This window comes from Pseudanabaena sp. SR411, from assembly GCF_002251945.1.
Taxonomy (GTDB): domain Bacteria; phylum Cyanobacteriota; class Cyanobacteriia; order Pseudanabaenales; family Pseudanabaenaceae; genus Pseudanabaena.
Map to the genome: position 1 here is coordinate 36,477 of NZ_NDHW01000181.1, position 21,438 is coordinate 57,914.

Below are 21,438 nucleotides of genomic sequence, written 5' to 3' on the forward strand. Positions count from 1 at the left end.
TAAATTAGCTATGCTTATTCCCAAGAAGCCAGAAGATCCCTTTTATCAAAATTATTGAGTTTTATATCAACGTAAAGAACTAAATATAACTTAAATGTAACTATTAGCTAACTCAGCGCTATTTACATAAAAATGACTTTGCAAATAAAATAGTATGTAGGTTATTTCTGAATACTGCAAAAGTTAAATTGCTTTATGCGACTTGCTATTGCTAAGTTGTTTGGGATAAAAGTGCGAACAACAAATCATTATTTCTTTATAAAAAGCATAAGAGTATTGCCATGTTAGACAATTATTTTGCCAACCAGACTCTGTCATCACCATTAATTCCTCAGCAATTAGTGGATCCTTTACAAGTACAAGGATTTTCTGGGAGCAACTTAATTAGTCCACAAACAATTACTTTTGTCGATCAAAACATTTCCGATGCTATGACTGTCATGGCAAACTTACAATCAGATGTCAAAGTCCTTTTAGATCCAACACGAGATGGGGTTGCTCAAATAACTGAAACCTTAGGACTGTATAAAAATCTAACAGGCGTTAATATCATCTCTCATGCCAATGTAGCTCAATTGCAACTGGGTAAAAGTTTTTTAAGTGCAGAGTCACTTTCGCAATATACTAGTGAGCTACAAAAATGGTCTCTATCACTTGCAACTGGTGCAGATATCCTTTTTTATGGGTGCAACGTCGCGTTTGGAGAATCTGGACAAGCATTTGTTGATAATTTAAGTACCTTAACTGGAGCGGATATTGCCGCTTCCAATAACTTTACTGGCAACTCCCTCCAAGGTGGGGACTGGATGTTGGAGTATAGCACTGGCAACATTGAGACAGCCAATCCTCTGTCACATTCCTTGATGAGTTCTTACCAAGGTGTGTTCGAGAGCGTTTTTACTACACAAGTTCCTTTACTAGTCAATGCCACAGATGGTGGCGCTGATTATGAGTTAGGGATGGAGTTCCAGAGTGCTAGGGCAGGTACAATTAACTCCATCCGTTATTACAAAGCAGCCAGTGAAACTGGTACTCATGTAGGTAGAATCTGGTCAAGCAATGGAACCTTACTAGCCAGTGTCACCTTCACCAATGAAACAGCATCAGGATGGCAAGAACAAGCTTTGGCAACACCACTAACTATTGCTGCCAATACCAAGTACATAGTTTCGGTTAACGCCAATACACATTACGTCGCTACGTCTAATGGCTTAGCTTCTACTTTGACCAATGGTGATATCAGTGCTGTGGCGGATGGTAGCAATGGTGTGTTTAATGAAACACCGAGTGCATTCCCCACGCAATCTTGGAATAACACTAACTACTTCCGCGACATCGTATTTACTGCCTTTGCCCCAGTAAACAACACAGTAGGAACAGTTGCCCTTACAGGAACATCTACTCAAAATCAAACCTTAACCGCAGCTGTAAGTGATGCCAATGGACTAAATGGTGTCACCATCAACTATCAATGGCAACAAAGTGCCAACGGCACAACATGGACAAACGTGACTGGCGCAACTAACTCCACTTTGACTTTAGGTCAAGCTCAAGTTGGAAATCAAGTTCGCGTCAATGCTACCTATACTGATGCTCTCGGTTCTAGCGAAAATATCCTTAGTACTCCAACCACAGTCGTAGCCAATGTCAATGACTTGGGTACTGTCGCGATCGCTGGTTCTACGGTTGTTGGACAAGTACTCACGGCGAATGTTACTGATCTTGATGGTCTAAATGGTGTCACCCCAACCTATCAGTGGCAGCAAAGTTCTGATGGTACTAATTGGACTAATGTAAGTGGGGCTACAACCCAGTCTTTGACATTAGACTCCACTTTGGTAGGTAATCAACTTCGTGTTAATACTTCATATACTGATGCTTTAGGAACTGCTGAAAATATTCTCAGCAATCCTACTTCATTCATTACTGCTGTTGCTGTCACTCAATCTCTCTTTACTTCAACAGCTACCCCGACAAACCTCAACAACATAGATAATGGAGGGGATGATTACGAGTTGGGCATGAGGTTTACAACTACAGCCATTGGTCAAATTCAGGCAATTCGCTACTACAAATCACCCAGCGAAACAGGCAGTCATGTCGGTCGAATCTGGTCTAGTACTGGGCAATTGCTAGCTAGTGTCACCTTTACGAATGAAACTGCATCTGGCTGGCAGGAGCAGGTACTAGCGAACCCATTAGCGGTGACCGCTGGTACCACCTATGTTGTCTCAGTTAATACGAATACTGCTTACGTCTCTACGAATGCTGGCTTTGCTTCTCCAATTTCTAATGGTATCATCAACACGTCGGTTGGGGCTGGAGTGTATAACTTCACTCTGGGAAACTTCCCGACCCAGACCTTCCAAAACGAAAACTACTACCGCGACATTGTCTTTTTTAATTCCAATAATCCAGGCACAGTTGCTCTCAACGGGACAGCTATAGAAGACCAAACTCTGACTGCTTCAGTATCCGATACTGATGGGTTGACTGGAACTAATATTTCCTACCAGTGGCAAAAACTAGAGAATGGCAATTGGACCGATATTTCAGGAGCTACTCAACGAACATTGAAGTTGGGAGATGTCTTGGTCAATCAGCAACTGCGAGTCAGGGCGACTTACACTGATGCCCTAGGCAGCAGCGAAACACTTGTCAGTTCTGTGACATCCCCTGTGACTAATATCAATGATCTAGGAGCAGCCATTCTCAAGGGCAGTGCAACAACCGAAAGCAGCCTTACAGCAACTGTCCTGGATGACGACGGTTTAGCTGGTGTCACCATCAATTATCAGTGGCAAGAGCTGGTCAATAATATCTGGATCAATATTGCAGGGGCTACAGGACGAACATTAGCACTTGGTTCCTCCTTTTTAGACAAGCAAGTGCGAATGGCAACAACTTATACAGATCTTAATGGAACCCTTGAAAACATTTTCAGCTTCGGGACAAGCATCACTGCCCAAAATGCGATCGTTCTGGAAAATCAGAAGACAGGTACAACCGCTTGGCAAATTACCAACCTGGCTACGAATAGTGAAATTCTGGGATATGCTTCAGCAACCAGTGTCAATCAGGGAGAGGTTTTGCCTATTAAGGTTTCCCTAGCACAACCTGGACAATACAGAATAGATGTCTACCGATTAGGCTATTACGGAGGAGTTGGAGGTCGATTCATCACCAGTAGTGGTTTACTGAATGGAGATATTCAAACTGGTTCCACCTTTGATCCAAATACTCGACTGTTTGAAGCCAACTGGAATACGTCCTACAATCTGCAAATTGGCAACGATTGGACTAGTGGCTTATACATTGCGAAGTTGATAGACATTGGAACAGGTAAAGAATCTCAAGTGTCGTTTACGGTACGGGATGATGATCGCCCTGCTGATTTGGGCTTCCAGACTAGCTTTACCACTTATGAGGCTTACAACAATTACGGTGGTTACAGTACTTATACCTCTAATAGCTTAAATAACAATCGCGCCTTCAAGGTGTCTTTTGACCGACCAATGGCTCCTACTCATCAGGGTACTGTGAATAACGATGGTTACACCATCAACAATATGATGGCATGGGAGTACAATATGGTGCGCTGGTTAGAGTCCCAAGGCTATGATGTTTCCTACTACTCCAATCTAGATGTGCATACCAACCCAATGCAATTGTATTCTCAAGATACATTTCTATCTGTGGGACATGATGAGTACTGGTCAATGGAAATGTTTGATAGCGTCACCAAAGCTCGGGACAATGGGATCAACCTAGCATTCTTCTCGGCGAACACGGCTTATTGGCGAGTTCGATTTGAGGACTCCAGTACTGGAGAACCTAATCGTGTGATGGTTTCCTACAAGAGTAGTTGGGCTCTCGATCCAATAGCACAAAATGATATTTCTCAGGCAACGACGCTGTTCCGCAGCCCTGAGCTCAATAGTCCTGAGAACTCTTTGCTAGGCGTAGCATACATCGGAGACAATAGTACAAGTAATTCTGTTACTCAAGGATTTAACTTTGTGGTCAGTAACAGTTCAGATCCTTATTATGCTTATACCGGACTCCAGAACGGTGATGTGCTCTCAGGACTCGTAGGTTACGAGTGGGATGCAGTACTAAATAATGGCTTTACTCCTGAGGGATTAGTAGTTTTATCGGCATCGCCTGTTGTGCCAGGATCAATATTCGCTCTACCTCCTCTTCCACCAGGAACTGACGTTTATACTTCCAACGCAGTTCGTTACACGGCTCCTAGCGGCGCTAAAGTATTCTCAACTGGCTCCATACAATGGGCTTGGGGTCTAGATAGCTACGGTGTCACTGACCGTGTTGATCCTCGAGTTCAGCAAATTACAGTCAATGCTCTAGCTGATATGGGAGCTAAACCTCAAACACCCTCTGCAAATATCGTTATAGTTTGAACTTCATTAGGATTCATGAGAGAGCTATATTTCAGCATATTTTGCTCTCTCAATGCTCAAAAACTCCAAGACCTAAAAGAGTAAACTCGTCTAGAAAAATTAGCGGAAACCTTATGGATCAAGTAGCAAAACCGAAACTCGTATTTTTTCAGTGGGATCATAAGAAAACCCCTTTGTTTGTACAACTACATATGCAGCTGCATGTTAAGTGCCTGTCAAGGTTTTTTGACGTAATTGTAATTAGTCGGGATTGTGATTATCAGCAAATTTGTGATCAGTACGAGCCAGATCTCACACTTTTTGAAAGTGGGTTTAAATCCACTCTTTCTCGCAAAATCAATATTCATAATACTTCAGCTTATCCTGAGATACCGAAACTAGGACTTCACAATGGAGATTCATGGTGTGATTGTCGGGCAGGCTTTCTGTCAGACATGGAGCATTGGGAAATAGAAACATTTTTCTCAATTTCCAGCACTATTGCTGAACATATGCCAGAAATCACTGGAAATCTATTTGTCTGGCCGAATTTTATCGATGCAGATGTTTACCAAGATTATCAACTACCTAAAACTATCCCTGTGCTGATTACTGGGCAAGTAGCATCTTTGTACCCGTGGAGGCAAAAAGTTAATAAAATTGTCACTAAACATTTTCCTTCCCTCATTTGCCCTCATGGGGGATATAGCCAATCGGTCTCTCGTATGTTTCATGGTGAACAGTATGCTCGCGTGATTAATGCTTCATGGTTTGTGCCAACTTGCGGCACAGTGGCAAAGGAGGTCGTTCGTAAACATTTTGAAATCCCAGCTTCTAAGTCTTGTTTAATCACTGAGCAATCTCCTGCTCTTGAAGCCGTTGGTTTTGTTGATATGCAAAATTGTATTTTTGCTGATGAGCATAATATATTAGACAAGCTAAACTATCTTTTTCAAAATCAAGATGAACTTGAAAGTATCATTGACGCAGGCTACAAACTAGTTCATTCTCGTCATACCCTTAATCAACGCGATCAATTGCTTCAATGGTTTAATCTGCATAAAAAACTCCAACCCAATCAGAAAATTATTCAAAATAATCCCTTTGCTCCACTAACGATAGGAGAAAGATCATCAAGCATTAAAAGTTCCCCTTTTGTCAGCAACGGTTTAGATATATCCCTTCTGAGAAAAGGAGATGAGAAACTTTGGGCTGGGCAATATGAAGAGGCAGAAGTTTCCTATATAAAGTGTGTCAGTTATATTCCTTGGATGCCCGAACCAAAGCTTAGACTTACCCTGTGCAATCTTTACAAAGGAAATATGGATACTGCCCTGTATTGGATAGTTCAACCGATTCAATACACACTTGGAGATTACCAAGCTCTTGTTCCCGATCCTGTAGAATGGGCATATTATGCCATCGTCCTTCTGTGCTCAGGAAAATTGGATGAAGCTAAACAACATATCAATCATTTTCCATTGCTGAGCCATCCTGAACTTGATCGAACAAGATGGGTAATAGAATTTTTGGGAAATGGAGAAAATATAGCTCCTTTCCAACAATATGAAGACCAATCAAAGTATCATTACAGCATTCACCAACTACCTCACCGTAGCTTTGATGAATGGATTGAGCAAATTAGTAAAATGCTGAATGCCTGCCAGCAGAAAGATTTGGCGGAAACTTTGACAACATCCATTGCTTTAAATGCTTCATCATTAAAAAAAAAAGATTCTGAGTCAACCACAAATACAGTATTCAAATCTTCAAAAGTAGCTTATCTTAAGCGATTGAAAGACTTCTCTTTCTTTTTACCCAAAACTGGATATCCCTTTCATTTCTCTTTTTTTAGAAAACTCTGGTTTCTTCAGATCAGAAAGAAATTAAAGCTAAAGCCTAAAATCCTGAATTTCTTAAATTTCTTAGAGTCTAGGTTCGGTTTCTTTTTACCTTACTCGTTGTCAGAAATGAGAAATGATGAATTTTTTCACGCAATTCAAAAGTTAGCAGAGGAGGAAGACATAGAAAAAGTACTAATCATTGGTGCATCTGCTGGAAGAGGAAGCACAGAAGCATTGATAACTGGCATTCGTGGCAAGCAAAATATTGATATATTCTGTGTCAATACGATCAATCCTCGATTCACTAAGCTGAACAAGCTATACACTAAAAGTCCTTGTATCAAATTTTTTACGTTTCCATCTTCCTCTTCAACGATATTCTCAGATGCTCTTGAGAATATCATTAAGATTATTAAACAAGAAAGTCAAATTAATGCCTTTGATGCAGTATTGATTGATGGCTCCGAATTCAATTTTAGTTTTAATTCAACAGAGTATATCGCTGGAGCTCAATATATTCTGTTGAATAACATCAGCACTCCTCAACATGGTAAAAATCATTTCGATCTGCTATTTGACCCTAGTTATGTCCTAGTTTGTCAGAATCCTTGTTTACGCGGAGGTTATTCAATTTTTCAAAAAGTTTCTTTGCCTTGTGATATTCCTGATAAATCGAATCATATAGCTTAAGAGAGTTATTCTTATTCTTGAACTTAATCTTACAAAATCATTGGTAAACGCATGTTGCAATTCTTTTCAAAGTTGTTATACATCATTCGAGGATATCGAAAAGGACTATTACTGCTTCTACTGCTCTTCTTTTTACTTGGCTTTATGGAGTCAGCTTCTGTGGGGCTAATAGGACCATTTATTGCGATCGCTACCGATCCCACTTTTATAAGCAAAACACCAATTTTACAGACACTATACCAACAGTTAGGATTTGCCTCTAATACCCAGTTTTTACAGTTATTTGGTTTGTGTATCATTAGCTTTTTTTATCTGAAAATCTTTATAGGTTTTAGAGTTACTCAATATGTTTTTGCATATGGCTTTACGTTCCAAGGCAGATTATCTTTAAGGCTGCTACATAGCTACTTAGCAGCTCCTTACACTTTTCATCTTAAAAGAAATACAGCAACTCTCATTCAGTGCGTACTCAAAGATACTGAAACTTTTTGTAATGGCTTGCTGATGCCACTCTTGACTTCTATTTCAAATATCTTTGTCACTATTGGGTTAGTAATATTACTGATCGCCACCAGCCCAATTGCAGTTATTCTGATTAGTTTATGCCTCTTATTTGGTTATGCTACGATCCGAGTGCTAAAAGATAGATTGTGGCGATGGGGGAAAGATGGATCGGATGCCAGCACTGAGATCATTCGCACTATCAATCATAGTCTGGGAGGTATTAAAGAAACACGGATAATTGGTTGTGAACAATACTTTGAGAAACAGTTAGAGTTTCAGACAAAAAAAATGGCAACTAGCACAACTAAGGCTGTGACTTTTTCCACGTTTCCCCGTTATTTAATTGAAGGGCTGTTTATGACCTTCTTAGTCGTTTTCACCCTGCTTTTTCTGCTGATAAACAGAGAAAAGCCCCAGATGGTCACTTCAGTCCTTGGTATATTTGCTTTAGCTTCATTTCGTTTGATGCCTGCTGTAGGTAATCTCCTCGGAACAGTGAACGGAGTTCGTTATAATAGCTATGTTCTAGACAAGTTATATTTGGACTTAAAAGAACAAGAGGAATTAGATAGTAAGATTTTGGTCGAGATTCCTTTAAGTTCAGACACAGAGAAGCAACTTCATGGTAAACGATCAGTTGTACCTTTTCTGAATGAAATAATTCTGGAGAAAATCACTTACCGCTATCCAGATGTTGAAGAAAATGCTCTAAACGAAATTTCACTCACCATAAAACGAGGTCAATCGATCGGTTTGATCGGGCGATCAGGAGCAGGCAAAACCACTCTAGTTGATGTGATTTTGGGGCTCTTAACTCCTCAAAGTGGGGACATTCAGGTTGATGGGAAATCAATTTATCAAGATTTACGTTCTTGGCAAAATTTAATCGGGTATGTTCCCCAGTCGATATTTTTGACTGACGATACCCTAGAAAGGAATATCGCCTTTGGAGTGCCAGACCATCTTATTGATGCGGAGAAATTACAACAGGCAATCCAGAGCGTTCAACTCTCAGAATTAGTTGAACAACTGCCTGATGGCATTCAGACCGTTCTGGGCGAACGGGGAGTTCGATTGTCTGGTGGGCAGCGTCAGAGGGTAGGCATAGCTAGAGCTCTTTATCATCAAAGAGAATTGTTGGTTTTGGACGAAGCAACTGCTGCTTTAGATAATGAAACCGAAAGCCTAGTTAGTGATGCAATTAAGGCGTTAGGAGGCAATAAGACCATCATTATCATTGCTCATCGGCTGTCTACAATTCAACATTGCGATCGCATTTACAAGTTGGAGAGAGGGCGAATACTACAAAGCGGAAGTTATGAAGAAGTTGTATTAGAAAAGTAATTTGCTCGTGGTTTTCTAATACTTAATTTTTTAAGGATGGTTTAAGTCTCATGATCGTCAACAGCAAAATTGGAGTCGTATATGATTCCCAGATCTTTAACAGACAAAGATATGGCGGTATTTCTCGATACTATTGCGAACTTGCCAAAGGTATTTCAAATGATCATAAATTTGACATCAAGATTTTAGCTGGAGTTCATTTCAATGAATATCTTCCTGCAATACCATCCAACCTTGTCGTAGGAGTAAAGCTACCTAGAATCCCAAAGGCTACAAATATGATCGAGAAGGCAAATATTGCTTTCTCAAAATACTGGATTAAGAAAAATCCCGTTAAAATTGTACATGAGACTTTTTTCAGAATCGAAGGTATAGGTTCAAAGCACCATCGAAAAGTCTTGACAGTTCACGATATGATCCCTGAGAAATTTTATCCAGATAGTGATATCAATATTATTAAGGAAATTGCTATTCGTAGTGCTGACCATATTATTTGCATATCAGAGAGTACTAAAAATGACTTACTCAATCTCATAGAAATTGATGCCAGTAAGATTTCTGTAATTTACCATGGTTATTCATCAGATTACGATCCAAAGAGTGAAATATTCCAGCGGAGAACTGTAGTTGATCCATACATTCTTTATGTCGGCGATCGCTATGGCTATAAAAACTTTTGGGGTCTTATTCAAGCTTATGTCCGTTCTGATCACTTGAAAAAGAACTTTAAGATAGTTTGTTTTGGGGGTTCTCCTCTATCCCCTGATGAACTGAATCGAGCCAATAAGATGGGTGTTCTCGAAAATGATTTACTGCATTTTGCTGGGAGTGATGCTCTACTAAGGCAGTTTTATCAAAACGCCTCAGTATTTGTCTACCCCTCTATGTATGAGGGGTTCGGGATTCCACCTCTAGAGGCTATGGCTGCATCTTGTCCTGTAGTTTGTAGTAACACTAGCTCCATTCCTGAAGTTGTTGGAAATGCGGCTGAATTGTTTGATCCTTATGATATTGACAGCATAGTCACTGCAATAGAGAAAGTGGTGTTTTCTAGTGACTATGCAAGCAACTTAGTAAAGCAAGGATTGTGGCGTATTAAGAATTTTTCTTGGCAAACTTGCGCTGAACAAACAGGCTTAGTCTACTCATCTTTAGTGTAAAAAGAAATAGAAGCGTCAAATCAACCCTAGCAAAAATATAATTTCCCTTAAGTTTTTTGATATTCTCGACCTATAGAAATTTACCACGAACCTCGAGTAATTATGGAAACAGCAGTTGTATGTGGTGTGGTATCTCAGGTCAAGATGGTGCCTATTTAGATAGTGGCAGAAAAGTATGGCTACAGAATAACTAGAGTGGAGAGTGGCTATATCTCTTCAAATACCATCAAATGGACATTTTTATACTAATTATATAGGTGCAAAAAATTATGCGCGTACTTTTGCCAATTAATTTAGATCGCTGTAAATTTCCAGTTTCCACATCTCTAAGGGAACTGACCCTCCGCAACCCTAAAATTGACTTCTACTCCTTCAGTAGTCCTACATCTGATGAAGATCGAGCTTTAGGAGAATTTCTCTGGAATCAACCGCATATTCATAAAATTAAAGTTGCCGATCTGATCTGGCAACGCTTTGATATCGTCCATCATGCCTCTGCGACACCTCGCAACCTCATAGCCGCAGCCATGGCAAAAGCCCGTAGTTTTGGCAAGTGTACCCACATCTTTACCGCTCCCATCCAACCCCATGATGATGACGAATTTTATCGGCAATATGTAACTTCTGTGCGTCGAGCCGATGTATTAGGGGCAGTGAGCTATGCTGTGGCTAAAGATATTCAGGAGCAATTTGGGCGGAAGGTTGATGCGGTGATTCCGAGCGGAGTTGACCTCAATTTCTTCGATCCCGCAGCTGCTCAACCCGTCGATCTGGAAAAGTTGGGGATTCGCCATCCCTATGTATTATTTGTAGGTGTATTGACCCCCCGTAAACGACCAGATGTGTTTATGCAAATTGCATCCCTAATGCCCGAATTAGATTTTGTGATGGTGGGTGCAAGTTATACTCCCCAAGAAGAATCCATGTATCGAGAGACTGCCAGCAAATATCCCAATGTCAAACTATTGGGTGGTCAGCCGCGATCGGAAGTGCGAAACTTTATGGGCAATGCCTTAGCCTTAATTTTTCCCTCGGAACTGGAAGGATTACCACTCACCATCTTGGAAGCTTCTGCAATGGGTATCCCAGTTCTGGCGCAACCTAAAAGTTCCATGCCTGAGGCAGTAATTGAAGATGTAACTGGATGGCTTCTTCCTGTAGATGATCCTTCAGTATGGGTAGAAAAACTCAAGGAGGTCGCTAAATGGGCAAAAACTGAAAGGACTGTTTTTTCTCAAAAAGCACGCAATTTTGTCACCGAGCATTATTCTTGGGATATGATTGCTCGACAATATGCAGAGCTTTACCAAAAACTAGTCAATTAATCGAGATATGGATATCACTCGTTAATTTTGCGATTATGTTGTTCTATACTAACTTCATATTTACTATGTCTAAAATTACACCTCGAATTGCTTTATTTCTCCGAACCTTGGGTGGTGGTGGTGCAGAGCGCGCACACATTAACCTAGCTCGCGGACTTATTGAAGCTGGAATCGCAGTCGATCTGGTATTGAGTGCTGGTGAAGGGCTTGAATTATGGGAGATTCCGTCTGAAGTTCGCGTTATAGACTTGAAAGCTGCACGAGTCTCAGCTAGTCTGCCTAGTCTGATCCGTTACCTGCGACAAGAGCAACCTGTGGCTATTATACCTACGCTCCATTACGCAATTGAGGTAGCTATAGTAGCAAAGTATTTGGCTGGGGTTTCGACCAAAGTATTAGTCCCCGAGCAAAATAATCTTTCCAGAGAGGTGAAATATCATGAGAAAGGTAGCCGCCAACGACTGATTCCACTTGCTGTCCGTTTTCTGTATCCACTTGCAGACTGTCTCGTAGGTGTATCTCGCGGAGTGGCGGAAGATCTCGCCCAGATTACTGGTCTATCACTAGAGCGAATCAATGTCATCTATAATCCTGCATTTCCAGAATTACAAGAGAAAGCCCAAGAGCCAATCGATCATCCATGGTTTATGCCAGGATCACCACCCGTGATTATCAGCGTTGGCAGATTAGAAGACCAAAAGGACTATCCAACTCTGATCAAGGCTTTTGCTAAGGTTAGAGCGGTCTGTAATGCTCGTTTGATGATTTTGGGCTGGGGACCCGATCAATCTAAACTAGGGGCTTTAGTGGCGGAATTAAGTTTGACAGAGCATGTTGAAATGCCTGGATTTGTCAAAAATCCATTTCCCTATATGAAGAAAGCAGCAGTTTTTGCATTATCATCCCGATGGGAAGGAATGCCGAATGTAATTATCGAGGCACTAACAATTGGTACTCCAGTAGTTTCGACAAACTGTGAAAGTGGCCCAACAGAAATACTCAATGATGGCACGTATGGCGAACTAGTTCCGGTTGGCGATAGCCAATCTTTAGCTGATGCACTTTTGAAAGTATTATCGGGAAATATCAAATCAGTTAGTCCAGATTGGTTGGATCAATTTAGCCTCAAATTAATAACACAACAATATCTTAATGTGTTACAAATTGGTTTAAGCGAAGGTAATATTTATGAAAGTAATTGAAAAGGATAAAGCTAGACAATTGTCGGTTGATTTGTCTAAAATCCCTAATAAACGACACCGAATTTTATATATTCAAAATGGTGGAGGTGGTACTGCCACAGCACTTTACGATCTCGTACAAGGTTTAGATCGGAGCATCTTTGAACCTATTGTTTTGTTCTACGAACCTGATTTTTATTTTCAGAAATTTCAGGATATTGGAATAACAGTTTTTGCTTTAAGCACCCAAAAACCCTCTCTTGGCTCAATTGTATTTCTATCAGAAACTACCGATTATTTGCAGCAATACGGAAAATGGCTCCAAACATTTTATCGATTGGTTTGTGCCTGTATTTTAGTAATTCGGGTTGCTGCTTTAATTAAACGAGAAAAAATTTCTCTCGTTCACCACAACGACAATCTACGGCAAGATCGTTTCACAGTTCTTGCTGCATGGTTAGCTGGCGTACCTCAAGTCTGTCATATGCATGCATTTAGTCAGCTAGCAAGGTTCGAGAAGCTTCTAATCCCTTCTGTTTCTGCTTTTTTGTATGTTTCAACTGCAGTTGAGAAGTATTATTTAGACTTCCAAATTCCGATTGAGAAAGGACAGGTTATTTATAATGGTTTCAATACATCTGCATCTGAGCAGGTTACGATTCAAGAAATTGTCCAGATTAGGTCTGAGTTTAATATGAGTGATCGCGATGTCTTAATTAGTAACATTGGACGCTTAGATAGCTGGAAAGGACAAGATTACTTTATAGAGGCGATCGCAAAAGTCATTCAGCATCATTCTAATGTTAAAGCCTTAATCGTTGGAAAACTTGAAACTCGTCCTTGCCTGCAAAACTACTACCAGAAACTTCAGAAGCTAGTTGTAGATTTAAACCTGACTGATTACGTCATTTTCACAGGATTTCGAGAAGATATTCCACAAATTATGGCAGCGTCAGATATTCTAGTTCATAGCGCATCTGAACCAGATCCATGTCCACGAGTCATTGTAGAAGGAATGCTGTCAGGGCGATCTGTAATTGGTGTTGCGGCTGGTGGAGTTCCTGAAATGATTGAGGATCAAACCACAGGCTTATTGGTTCCTCCAAAGGATGCGTCAAAAATGTCAGAGGCGATTCTTTGGGTTATAAACAATCAAGAAAAAACATTACATATGAGCGAAGTCGCTCAGCAGACAGCTAAAGAAAGATTTTCAATAGAAAAACATGTTTTCTCTGTCCAGCAACTTTATCGAACAATTTTGAAAGACTAAAAGCTTAATTGAACTATTAGGCAGTATTTAAAAAATTATGCAATTGCTTTGATTTGCTAGAAAAATATAGCTTATAAAGTTTGATGAGGGTGTGACCAGAATTTGATGTAGATCGCCTCAAACATTTATTTTAAAGAATTTCAGATTTTTCTAAAACTATTATCTAAATAATTTCATTAATTGCTATTCCAAATTTTAAACCCATTTATGAATGTGTAATACATTAATCAAGTAGAACATCAAATTCTGGTCACACCCTTATAAAGAGTAAAATTTCTTAGTAGAGAAATATATCATAATGATAGGAAACAGCCTAAATGTAGAGGATGAGAGTATTAGTAAAAAAACAGCAAACCGAATAATGGTATTTTCTCCCTGGTGCTACGGTCATCATCCCACTTATCTCCGACATTTAATATCTTATTGGTGTCAGTGGCAATTGTCAGGAACTCTAAATATAGTTGTATCTGGACAGTTTCTTGAAGAACATGCTGATGTCGTAGAATTACAAAAAAAATACGACGATCGCCAAAGCGTCCAGTTCGTGACGATCGCCCCCCAAGAACAAGCTGATTTAGAAAATGCCACGTCAAGCTGGGGACGCACCTTCGAGCAATACGAACTGATTAGCAAATATGCAAGTTTGTTAAAAGCAACACAAGGATTGATTATCTATTTTGATTCCTGTCAGTTGCCCCTCGTGTTGGGATTAAAACTTCCTTGCCCGTTTTCAGGAATCTATTACCGACCTACTTTTCACTACAGCTTTTTTGTTGACTCTATCCCAACCTGGAAAGAGCGCATACAACATCTGCGAGAACAAATTTTTCTGTGGCGAATTTTACACCATCCGCAGTTTAAAACCTTATTTTGCCTAGATCCATTAGCAATAGAAGCGATCGCTCGTTTAGGCGATCGCGATCGAGTCATGCACTTACCAGATCCCATAAAGCTAGAAGACTCTAGCGAGTTTTCGGCTGACACCCTAAGAGCTAATTTAGGGATTGCTCCTAATAGACAAATTTTCCTATCTTTTGGCAGATTGTCAGAAGGCAGAAAAGGAATTCCTCAGCTTGTGGAAGCTATCTCTCATTTGTCGCCCGAACTCCAGCAGAAATTGTGCTTGTTATTTGTAGGAGAACCCAATCAAAAGCAATTAGAAGATTGGTTAACTCCTATTCGTCAACTTGATTCTTTACAAATAGTCGCACGCTACGGCTACGTCCCTGAATTAGAGGTAAATTCTTATTTTCAGCTAGCCGATGTCGTTTTAGCTCCCTACCAGCGTCACGTTGGCATGAGTGGGATTCTACTGCAAGCAGCTGCCGCCAATAAACCAGTGCTAAGTTCAGATTATGGCTTAATGGGAGAGCTAATTCGGCGTTATGAATTGGGTTTAGCGGTTAACTCAACTATCCCTAATGAAATCACAAAAGGTTTAACTCGTTTTTTATTAGAATTGCCAGAAAATTTGTGCGATCGCGCTAAGATGAAAGCATTTGCTGAAGAGAATTCCGCAGAAAAGTTTGCCAGCATAATTTTTCAAAATCTATAAGTTTGGGTGACGTTATAGTGAAAAAGATAGACGATCTAAGAATTGCTTGGTTATTTCCCTCGTTGCAAGGAGCAAGTTACTGGCATCCAGTTTTAAGTGAATTTACTAAGACATTTAACCAAACAATTGTCTACACAGGACAATGGCCCGGATTTGCATCAGGCTTTGAGAAATCATTTCAGGTTGAGGTAGTTGGCAAAGTCAAGTTTATTGAGGTCGCCGATTCCACTAGTTACGTCCCTAATTTCACCTATGCCTCTCCCAAGATCGTTAGTTATCTACTTCAATTCAAACCTGATGTCATCTTTACCAGTAGTTTCTCAATCTGGACGTTGTTGGCATTGCTACTCAAGTTCTTAGGACGATGGAAAGTTGTTATTACCTATGATGGCTGTTCACCAACATACGACTATCGAAATTCTCGCTTCCGTCTGTTTTTTCGCCGTCTCATGACTCGATGGGCAGATGCCTTTATCACCAATAGCAAAGCGGGAAAAGCCTATCTGACGGAAGTCTTGAGGGCAGATGAAAGGAAGGTCTTTGCACAACCATACGAAGTACCAGATCCAGAGGCTATGAAAGTCTCAAGCGAGATAGACCAGAACATCCTTAAATATCAGAAGCCGATCTTTTTATTTGTTGGGCAACTCATTTACCGTAAAGGACTGCAATACCTGATAGAGGCTTGTGCATCACTGAAAGCACAGGGGGTTTCTGATTACACTGTTCTAATTTTAGGAACTGGCCCCCAACAACAGGAATTCCAGTCATTGAGTCAGAGTTATGGGTTGGAAGCGTGTGTTCAGTGGATTGGACAAATAAGCTACGAGCAACTAAGTACTTATTTCATCAACGCAGATGTCTTTGTCCTTCCCACGCTAGAGGATACTTGGGGTATGGTTATACTAGAGGCAATGGGGTTTGGCAAGCCAGTTCTATGCTCAAAGTGGGCAGGTGCAGCCGAGATGGTGGTCGAGGATGTGAACGGTTATATTTTTGATCCCTATCAACCAGAAGTTTTGTCTAATTTAATGAAGAAATTTGTCAAAGATATTGGGTTGAGTAGACAAATGGGCGAAAAATCCAGACAGATTATTGCTCCTCATACTCCAAATGCTGTAACCGATTTTCTTACAAAAGTTATCAGATCTGTAAGTCTTTACAAGGAGGTCATTTCTTGATGAAAATTCTGCTGTCAGCATACGCCTGTGAGCCCAATCGAGGCACTGAACCAGGAGTGGGATGGAATACCGCCGTTTCCCTTACTCAATATCATCAAATATGGGTGTTTACTTCCAACACCCATCGCGCCGCCATTGAAGCAGAACTAACAGTTAGACCCATAGCAAATCTTCAGTTTGTGTACCTAGATCCATTAGGCTGGGTTTATGATTGGTCTCAAGAAGGCAAAAAAGCAAGTTGGGACGTACATTTGCACTATTACCTATGGCAAATATACGCCTATTTTGTGGGGCGATCGCTTCATAAATCGATAGGTTTTGACCTAGTTCATCACCTTACTTACGGGAAATACTCAGCTCCCAGTTTCCTCTCATTCTTGCCCATCCCGTTCTTTTGGGGACCGATTGGAGGTGCTGAGTCCGCTCCCCAAACCTTTTGGCAAGATTTTAACCTACGAGCCCGAACCTATGAAGTATTTCGCAGCATTTCCCAACGGTTGGGAGAACTCGATCCATTCATGCGCCTTACTGCAAGGCGGAGCCGTCTGACATGGTGTAAAGCTGAAGATACGGCAAAACGGATGCGAGAATTAGGTGCGCAGAATGCCTCGATAATGGTGGAATCCGGCTTACGCCCAGAAGAAATTGCCACCTTAGCAAGCTACCCTATACTAACAACAGAACCCATTCGGTTCATCAGTATGGGACGGTTGCTTCACTGGAAAGGCTTCTATTTGGGAGTGCGAGCATTTGCCCAAGCAGCCTTGCCCAATGCGGAATATTGGATTTTAGGTGAGGGACCTGAACGCGATCGACTGCAAACCTTGGCAAAAGATCTGGGAATCACCAACCAAGTAAAGTTCTGGGGCAATCTTCCACGCACTGAGTGTTTAAGCAAACTGAGCGAGTGCCAGGTTCTGGTTCACCCCAGCCTACATGACTCTGGTGGTTGGGTCTGTCTGGAAGGCATGGCAGCTGGTCGTCCCATTATTTGCCTAGATTTAGGCGGTCCAGGAGTGCAGGTTACTGCCGAAACTGGCTTCAAAATCCCTGCTCGCACTCCAGACCAAGTGGTGCAGGAATTAGCAGAAGCCATGACCAAATTGGCTCAGGATACCAATTTGCGAATGCAAATGGGGCAAGCTGGACAAAGTCTGATTGCCAAGTCTTATAACTGGGAAGCCAAGGCGAAAGCATTGACTAAGGCTTACGAAGAAGTCGTCACTCCATTAGGTAGCGATCTGGATAATTCAAGACTAATTAACGACCTATTCGCTGAGGAAAGTTCTCCAAGATGAATATACTAGTGGCTCACAACTACTATCAGCAGATAGGAGGAGAGGAACAGGTGTTTCTTGCAGAGTGTAATTTGTTAGAAAGTTATGGACACTCAGTCTATCGCTACATACTCAACAACGACCAAATTGAAACCACCCCACCCTTAGAACTATTAGGTAAAACGATCTGGAATTGGGACGTTTATCAAGAGATGCGATCGCTGATTCGCCAGCAGAACATCCAAATCGTTCATTTCCATAACACTTTCCCTCTCATTTCTCCATCTGCTTACTATGCAGCCAAGGCTGAAGGAGCCTCCGTTGTCCAAACATTTCATAACTATCGGCTACTCTGCCCTAATGCCCTGTTCCTGCGCGACGGCAAAGTCTGCGAAGATTGCTTAGGAAAAGTAATTCCTTGGCAAGGCATTCAGCATAACTGTTATCGAGGAAGCAAATCGGCAAGTGCCGCAGTCGTGACAATGCTAACCACTCATCGTTTGCTCCAAACTTGGAACCGTCAGGTGAATGCCTATATTGCCCTAACAGATTTTGCGCGAGATAAATTTATCCAAGGCGGTTTGCCCGTAGGAAAAGTGTTTGTAAAGCCAAATTTTGTCGATCCCGATCCAGGAATTGGCGAAGGAAAAGGGGGCTACGCCTTATTTGTGGGACGCTTGTCTGTCGAAAAAGGAATCGATGTCCTGCTGGAGGCTTGGGCGCAGCTTAGCACTAAAATACCGCTTAAAATTGTGGGCGATGGATCTCTAGCATCTGAGGTGAATAGGGCAACCCAACAGCTACGCGGAATAGAGTGGTTAGGACGAAGACCCATGGATGAAGTTTACAAGCTGATGCAAAATGCCCAATTTTTGATTTTCCCTTCAAAATGGTATGAGGGTTTACCTAGAACTTTAATCGAGTCTTTCGCCTGTGGGACACCTGTGATAGCGGCTAATTTGGGTGCAATGTCCAGCTTTGTTACCCCCTACGAAACTGGGCTGCATTTTCAACTAGGGAAGGCTGACGATCTCGTTACTCAGGTGGAGTGGGCGATCGCGCATCCCGAGCAAATATTACAAATGCGGCAAAACGCCCGAACCGAATTTGAAATAAAGTACACTTCATCCGAAAGCTATCAGCAGTTAATCAAAATATATGAGAAAGCTTGCATTCAATAAACCTTAGCTTAAGTAAACCTCAGCTTAAGTCTCTTAATGGCTTGCTCTTCTTTGCAATTATCTTCGTCGTGTTATTCGTTCTATGGATTTTGGGAGCCAGTGTATGCAACTTGATTAGCTATGAGTATGTTAGCGTCAGTTTATTTTTTGTTCTTTCCTATGGTGTTTCATATGGGAGGAATTATAGTAAGTAGATTTAACAAGTGAGCCATCTGTTCATAAAATAGATCTTCATTAGTGTTTAAGTGTTTACTCGTTCTTTTCCCAGAATATGACAATTTTTTCAAGTTTAGATCCATGAACCCAGACATCACTACTTCTAGAAAAGCAGCAAAAAAAACTTTTGGGTATATCAGCAGTTCTAACCTAGTGATTATTGCCTATGCGACAGCATTTTTCCCGCGAGTGCTAATGATGCTGAAGTTCCCTTCAGCCGTAAATTTCTTGCATTTCGCTGCTGTTCCCTTTGCATGCGCTGCAGTCTTAATTAAGGCTAAGTCGAAGGATAAGAAACAACTTGCCAACTCAATGGCACTTTTAGGAAGTCTTTGGCTTCTACTAACTATTTCTTTTGCCAGTGCACTTTTGAATGATGTTGGCATCATTAATGTTATTCTTTCATTCCTCATGTGGACTGAACCTTTTCTCTTGATTCTGGCAATCGTTTCGATCCCAATGTCATTAGAGGTGTTCGCACAATTTCGCAGATGGATTTTAGGCTTTGCTTTTTTCAATGTTGGCTTTTCCCTGATCCAAAAGTTTATTTTAAAGTGGGATACCTGTGGTTGTTCACCTGGGGGGTGGGGCGATGGCGATGCAATTAAAGGGGTATTTATTAACCAAGGATCTGGGCATGTCGTTTCAGCTTCAGTCTGTGCCACTGTTGGCATTTATTTCTATATAAATGCTAAAGATCGCCCGATGTGGCAACGAATTCTAGTATTGCTCGTTGGGATCAGCAATATTATCTGGTCTCAAGCAAATCAGGTTGTAGTAGTTATGGCTGGAGGCTTTGCAATACTATCGTTAGTCAATATGAAAGATTTAGTTAAGGCGCTTTCATATTTGATTGGATTTATAGTTTTTGGAATTGTATTCGCTTGGGCAATTTATAACGTTCCGGGATTAGAGACTTTTCAAACTTGGATTAGACCCGAAATCTATGGGCCAGAAGGAGAAGCCACGAAGCTGAAATTTTCGGGGATCAGGTTTACGCTCGAGCATTTTCATTCTCCACTCAACTGGTGGTTGGGATTGGGGCCAGGACATACAGTTGATCGACTAGGAGGATGGATGTTGAAAGACTTTAGCGATTTACTCAATCCACTTGGCGCAACCCGTTCTCCAATAGGTGAGCAAGTATGGTCGTTTATGGGTTCAAGCTGGTTAGGTGGTGGCAGTAGTTTTTTTGCACCTTTTTTTGGTTGGGCAGCCATCTGGGGAGATTTAGGTTTTTTGGGACTTGGTGCTTACCTATATGTCTGTTGGATTACTTGGAGCCGAATCTGTCCCGACGATCTTTCTAAATATCTAATGCTGACAGTCGCCATCAATGGATTAATTTTTACCCAGATGCAAGAACCAGGATATATGCTTTTTATAGCTAGTCTAATTGGATTACGATGGCAGGAACTTCGCGTATTAAATGTGGGGTGAAATGAGCAACTGTAAAGAAAACCATGCAGGGTATGACCTCAATCTGATACAATAAAAAATGTAAAATAAAATCGTAAAAGAATATAAAGATGGGTCTTCAATCAGTGAATGTAGAGGGAAATCAAGTGAAGATAGAAATGATTATAGACCTGAGTCATTCAATGTTGACGAGTGAAGAAAACATTCAGAATAGTTTAAACAAAGTAGGTTGTATCGCCACAAAAGCAGCGCTGAAATATTGAGATACAGATGGCTCAACAATCGAGATTGCAGGAGAAAAGATGGAAACTAAAGGAGAGCTACCGAAAACATATCAAACCCCTTATGGAGAAGTCGTGGTTGATCGTCATGTCTATCAACGCGCAGGAGGAGGAAAAACTTATTGCCCTTTAGAGCGAGAAGCCAGAATCATCATCACATCAACCCCATTGTTTGCAAAACAAGTATCCTCAAAATTTGCTTACGGTTCAGCGCGGAAGTGCATCGCGACTTAGCCGAAAATCATAGCCGACCAGTGGCGTTATCCTATATTCAGAATGTCAGTGAAGCTGTAGCCAGAATTATTGAAGCCAAAGAAGAAAGTTGGAACTATGTTCCACCAAAACTAGATGTAGAGATCCATAGCGTCGCCATTGGTTTAGATGGTACATGTTGCTGTGTGAAACAGGATGGAGAGAGGCGATGGTGGGAACTATCAGCCTCTATAACGCAGCAGGCGAACGGCAACATACAATTTATATTGGTGCAACACCCGAATAAGGCAAAGCGCCAATTCAAGGATGAAATGCAACGGGGTCTGATGAAGCAAAGAATACTTCGTAAGGAGTACGATAGTCAAGTGATTTTCTCGGTCTGTGATTGATCAAATTC

General features: G+C 41.1%; 14 protein-coding genes. All 14 read left to right on the top strand.

From position 1 onward, the window contains the following. Positions 1–281: 281 nt before the first annotated feature. The 14 genes from B9G53_RS18965 to B9G53_RS19030 all read left to right on the top strand — a co-directional run bounded on the left by B9G53_RS18965 (position 282) and on the right by B9G53_RS19030 (position 21,430). Positions 282–4,421, top strand: coding sequence for a N,N-dimethylformamidase beta subunit family domain-containing protein (locus B9G53_RS18965; RefSeq protein ID WP_094535037.1), 4,140 nt, complete (start codon positions 282–284; stop codon positions 4,419–4,421). A gap of 113 nt (positions 4,422–4,534) precedes the next feature. After that, the gene (locus B9G53_RS18970) at positions 4,535–6,934 is read left to right on the top strand and encodes a glycosyltransferase (protein ID WP_094535038.1); all 2,400 of its coding nucleotides are present in this window, start codon (positions 4,535–4,537) and stop codon (positions 6,932–6,934) included. 51 nt (positions 6,935–6,985) lie between these two features. Then, positions 6,986–8,782 carry an ABC transporter ATP-binding protein gene (locus B9G53_RS18975; RefSeq protein ID WP_094535039.1) on the top strand — a complete coding sequence of 599 codons (1,797 nt, stop codon included), beginning with the start codon at positions 6,986–6,988 and terminating at the stop codon, positions 8,780–8,782. Positions 8,783–8,832: 50 nt separating this feature from the next. After that, positions 8,833–9,942 (top strand): glycosyltransferase family 1 protein, encoded by a 1,110-nt coding sequence (locus tag B9G53_RS18980; protein ID WP_217901625.1) that lies wholly within the window; start codon positions 8,833–8,835, stop codon positions 9,940–9,942. Between the two features lie 269 nt (positions 9,943–10,211). Continuing rightward, positions 10,212–11,267, top strand: a complete 1,056-nt coding sequence (locus B9G53_RS18985; RefSeq protein WP_094535040.1) for a glycosyltransferase family 4 protein — start codon at positions 10,212–10,214, stop codon at positions 11,265–11,267. Between the two features lie 65 nt (positions 11,268–11,332). Next, a complete protein-coding gene (locus tag B9G53_RS18990; RefSeq protein ID WP_094535041.1) occupies positions 11,333–12,469 on the top strand; it encodes a glycosyltransferase in 1,137 nt (378 codons plus the stop codon). Then, positions 12,456–13,718: a glycosyltransferase family 4 protein gene (locus tag B9G53_RS18995; RefSeq protein ID WP_094535042.1), complete on the top strand. Its 1,263-nt coding sequence runs from the start codon at positions 12,456–12,458 to the stop codon at positions 13,716–13,718. The genes B9G53_RS18990 and B9G53_RS18995 overlap by 14 nt, the downstream gene beginning before the upstream one ends. A 361-nt stretch (positions 13,719–14,079) precedes the next feature. Then, positions 14,080–15,273, top strand: coding sequence for a glycosyltransferase family 4 protein (locus tag B9G53_RS19000; RefSeq protein ID WP_176453275.1), 1,194 nt, complete (start codon positions 14,080–14,082; stop codon positions 15,271–15,273). Between the two features lie 2 nt (positions 15,274–15,275). Next, positions 15,276–16,454 carry a glycosyltransferase family 4 protein gene (locus B9G53_RS19005; RefSeq protein WP_254923731.1) on the top strand — a complete coding sequence of 393 codons (1,179 nt, stop codon included), beginning with the start codon at positions 15,276–15,278 and terminating at the stop codon, positions 16,452–16,454. After that, on the top strand, positions 16,454–17,752 hold the full coding sequence (locus tag B9G53_RS19010; protein WP_094535044.1) for a glycosyltransferase family 4 protein: 1,299 nt from the start codon (positions 16,454–16,456) through the stop codon (positions 17,750–17,752). Before B9G53_RS19005 ends, B9G53_RS19010 begins: the two co-directional genes overlap by 1 nt. After that, the gene (locus B9G53_RS19015) at positions 17,749–18,912 is read left to right on the top strand and encodes a glycosyltransferase family 4 protein (RefSeq protein ID WP_094535045.1); all 1,164 of its coding nucleotides are present in this window, start codon (positions 17,749–17,751) and stop codon (positions 18,910–18,912) included. The genes B9G53_RS19010 and B9G53_RS19015 overlap by 4 nt, the downstream gene beginning before the upstream one ends. A gap of 297 nt (positions 18,913–19,209) precedes the next feature. Further along, a complete protein-coding gene (locus tag B9G53_RS19020; protein ID WP_254923732.1) occupies positions 19,210–20,568 on the top strand; it encodes a hypothetical protein in 1,359 nt (452 codons plus the stop codon). Between the two features lie 281 nt (positions 20,569–20,849). Next, a complete protein-coding gene (locus B9G53_RS19025) occupies positions 20,850–21,062 on the top strand; it encodes a hypothetical protein (RefSeq protein WP_094535046.1) in 213 nt (70 codons plus the stop codon). 20 nt (positions 21,063–21,082) lie between these two features. After that, the gene (locus B9G53_RS19030) at positions 21,083–21,430 is read left to right on the top strand and encodes a hypothetical protein (RefSeq protein ID WP_094535047.1); all 348 of its coding nucleotides are present in this window, start codon (positions 21,083–21,085) and stop codon (positions 21,428–21,430) included. Positions 21,431–21,438 lie beyond the last annotated feature (8 nt).

Bases quoted from the DNA above. Each gene is read 5' to 3' on its own strand.
- B9G53_RS19025 (WP_094535046.1), top strand. From the start codon at position 20,850: ATGGAAACTAAAGGAGAGCTACCGAAAACATATCAAACCCCTTATGGA.
- B9G53_RS19015 (WP_094535045.1), top strand. From the start codon at position 17,749: ATGAATATACTAGTGGCTCACAACTACTATCAGCAGATAGGAGGAGAG.
- B9G53_RS19020 (WP_254923732.1), top strand. From the start codon at position 19,210: ATGAACCCAGACATCACTACTTCTAGAAAAGCAGCAAAAAAAACTTTT.
- B9G53_RS18965 (WP_094535037.1), top strand. From the start codon at position 282: ATGTTAGACAATTATTTTGCCAACCAGACTCTGTCATCACCATTAATT.
- B9G53_RS18980 (WP_217901625.1), top strand. From the start codon at position 8,833: ATGATCGTCAACAGCAAAATTGGAGTCGTATATGATTCCCAGATCTTT.
- B9G53_RS18995 (WP_094535042.1), top strand. From the start codon at position 12,456: ATGAAAGTAATTGAAAAGGATAAAGCTAGACAATTGTCGGTTGATTTG.
- B9G53_RS19010 (WP_094535044.1), top strand. From the start codon at position 16,454: ATGAAAATTCTGCTGTCAGCATACGCCTGTGAGCCCAATCGAGGCACT.
- B9G53_RS18990 (WP_094535041.1), top strand. From the start codon at position 11,333: ATGTCTAAAATTACACCTCGAATTGCTTTATTTCTCCGAACCTTGGGT.
- B9G53_RS18985 (WP_094535040.1), top strand. From the start codon at position 10,212: ATGCGCGTACTTTTGCCAATTAATTTAGATCGCTGTAAATTTCCAGTT.
- B9G53_RS18970 (WP_094535038.1), top strand. From the start codon at position 4,535: ATGGATCAAGTAGCAAAACCGAAACTCGTATTTTTTCAGTGGGATCAT.
- B9G53_RS18975 (WP_094535039.1), top strand. From the start codon at position 6,986: ATGTTGCAATTCTTTTCAAAGTTGTTATACATCATTCGAGGATATCGA.
- B9G53_RS19000 (WP_176453275.1), top strand. From the start codon at position 14,080: ATGGTATTTTCTCCCTGGTGCTACGGTCATCATCCCACTTATCTCCGA.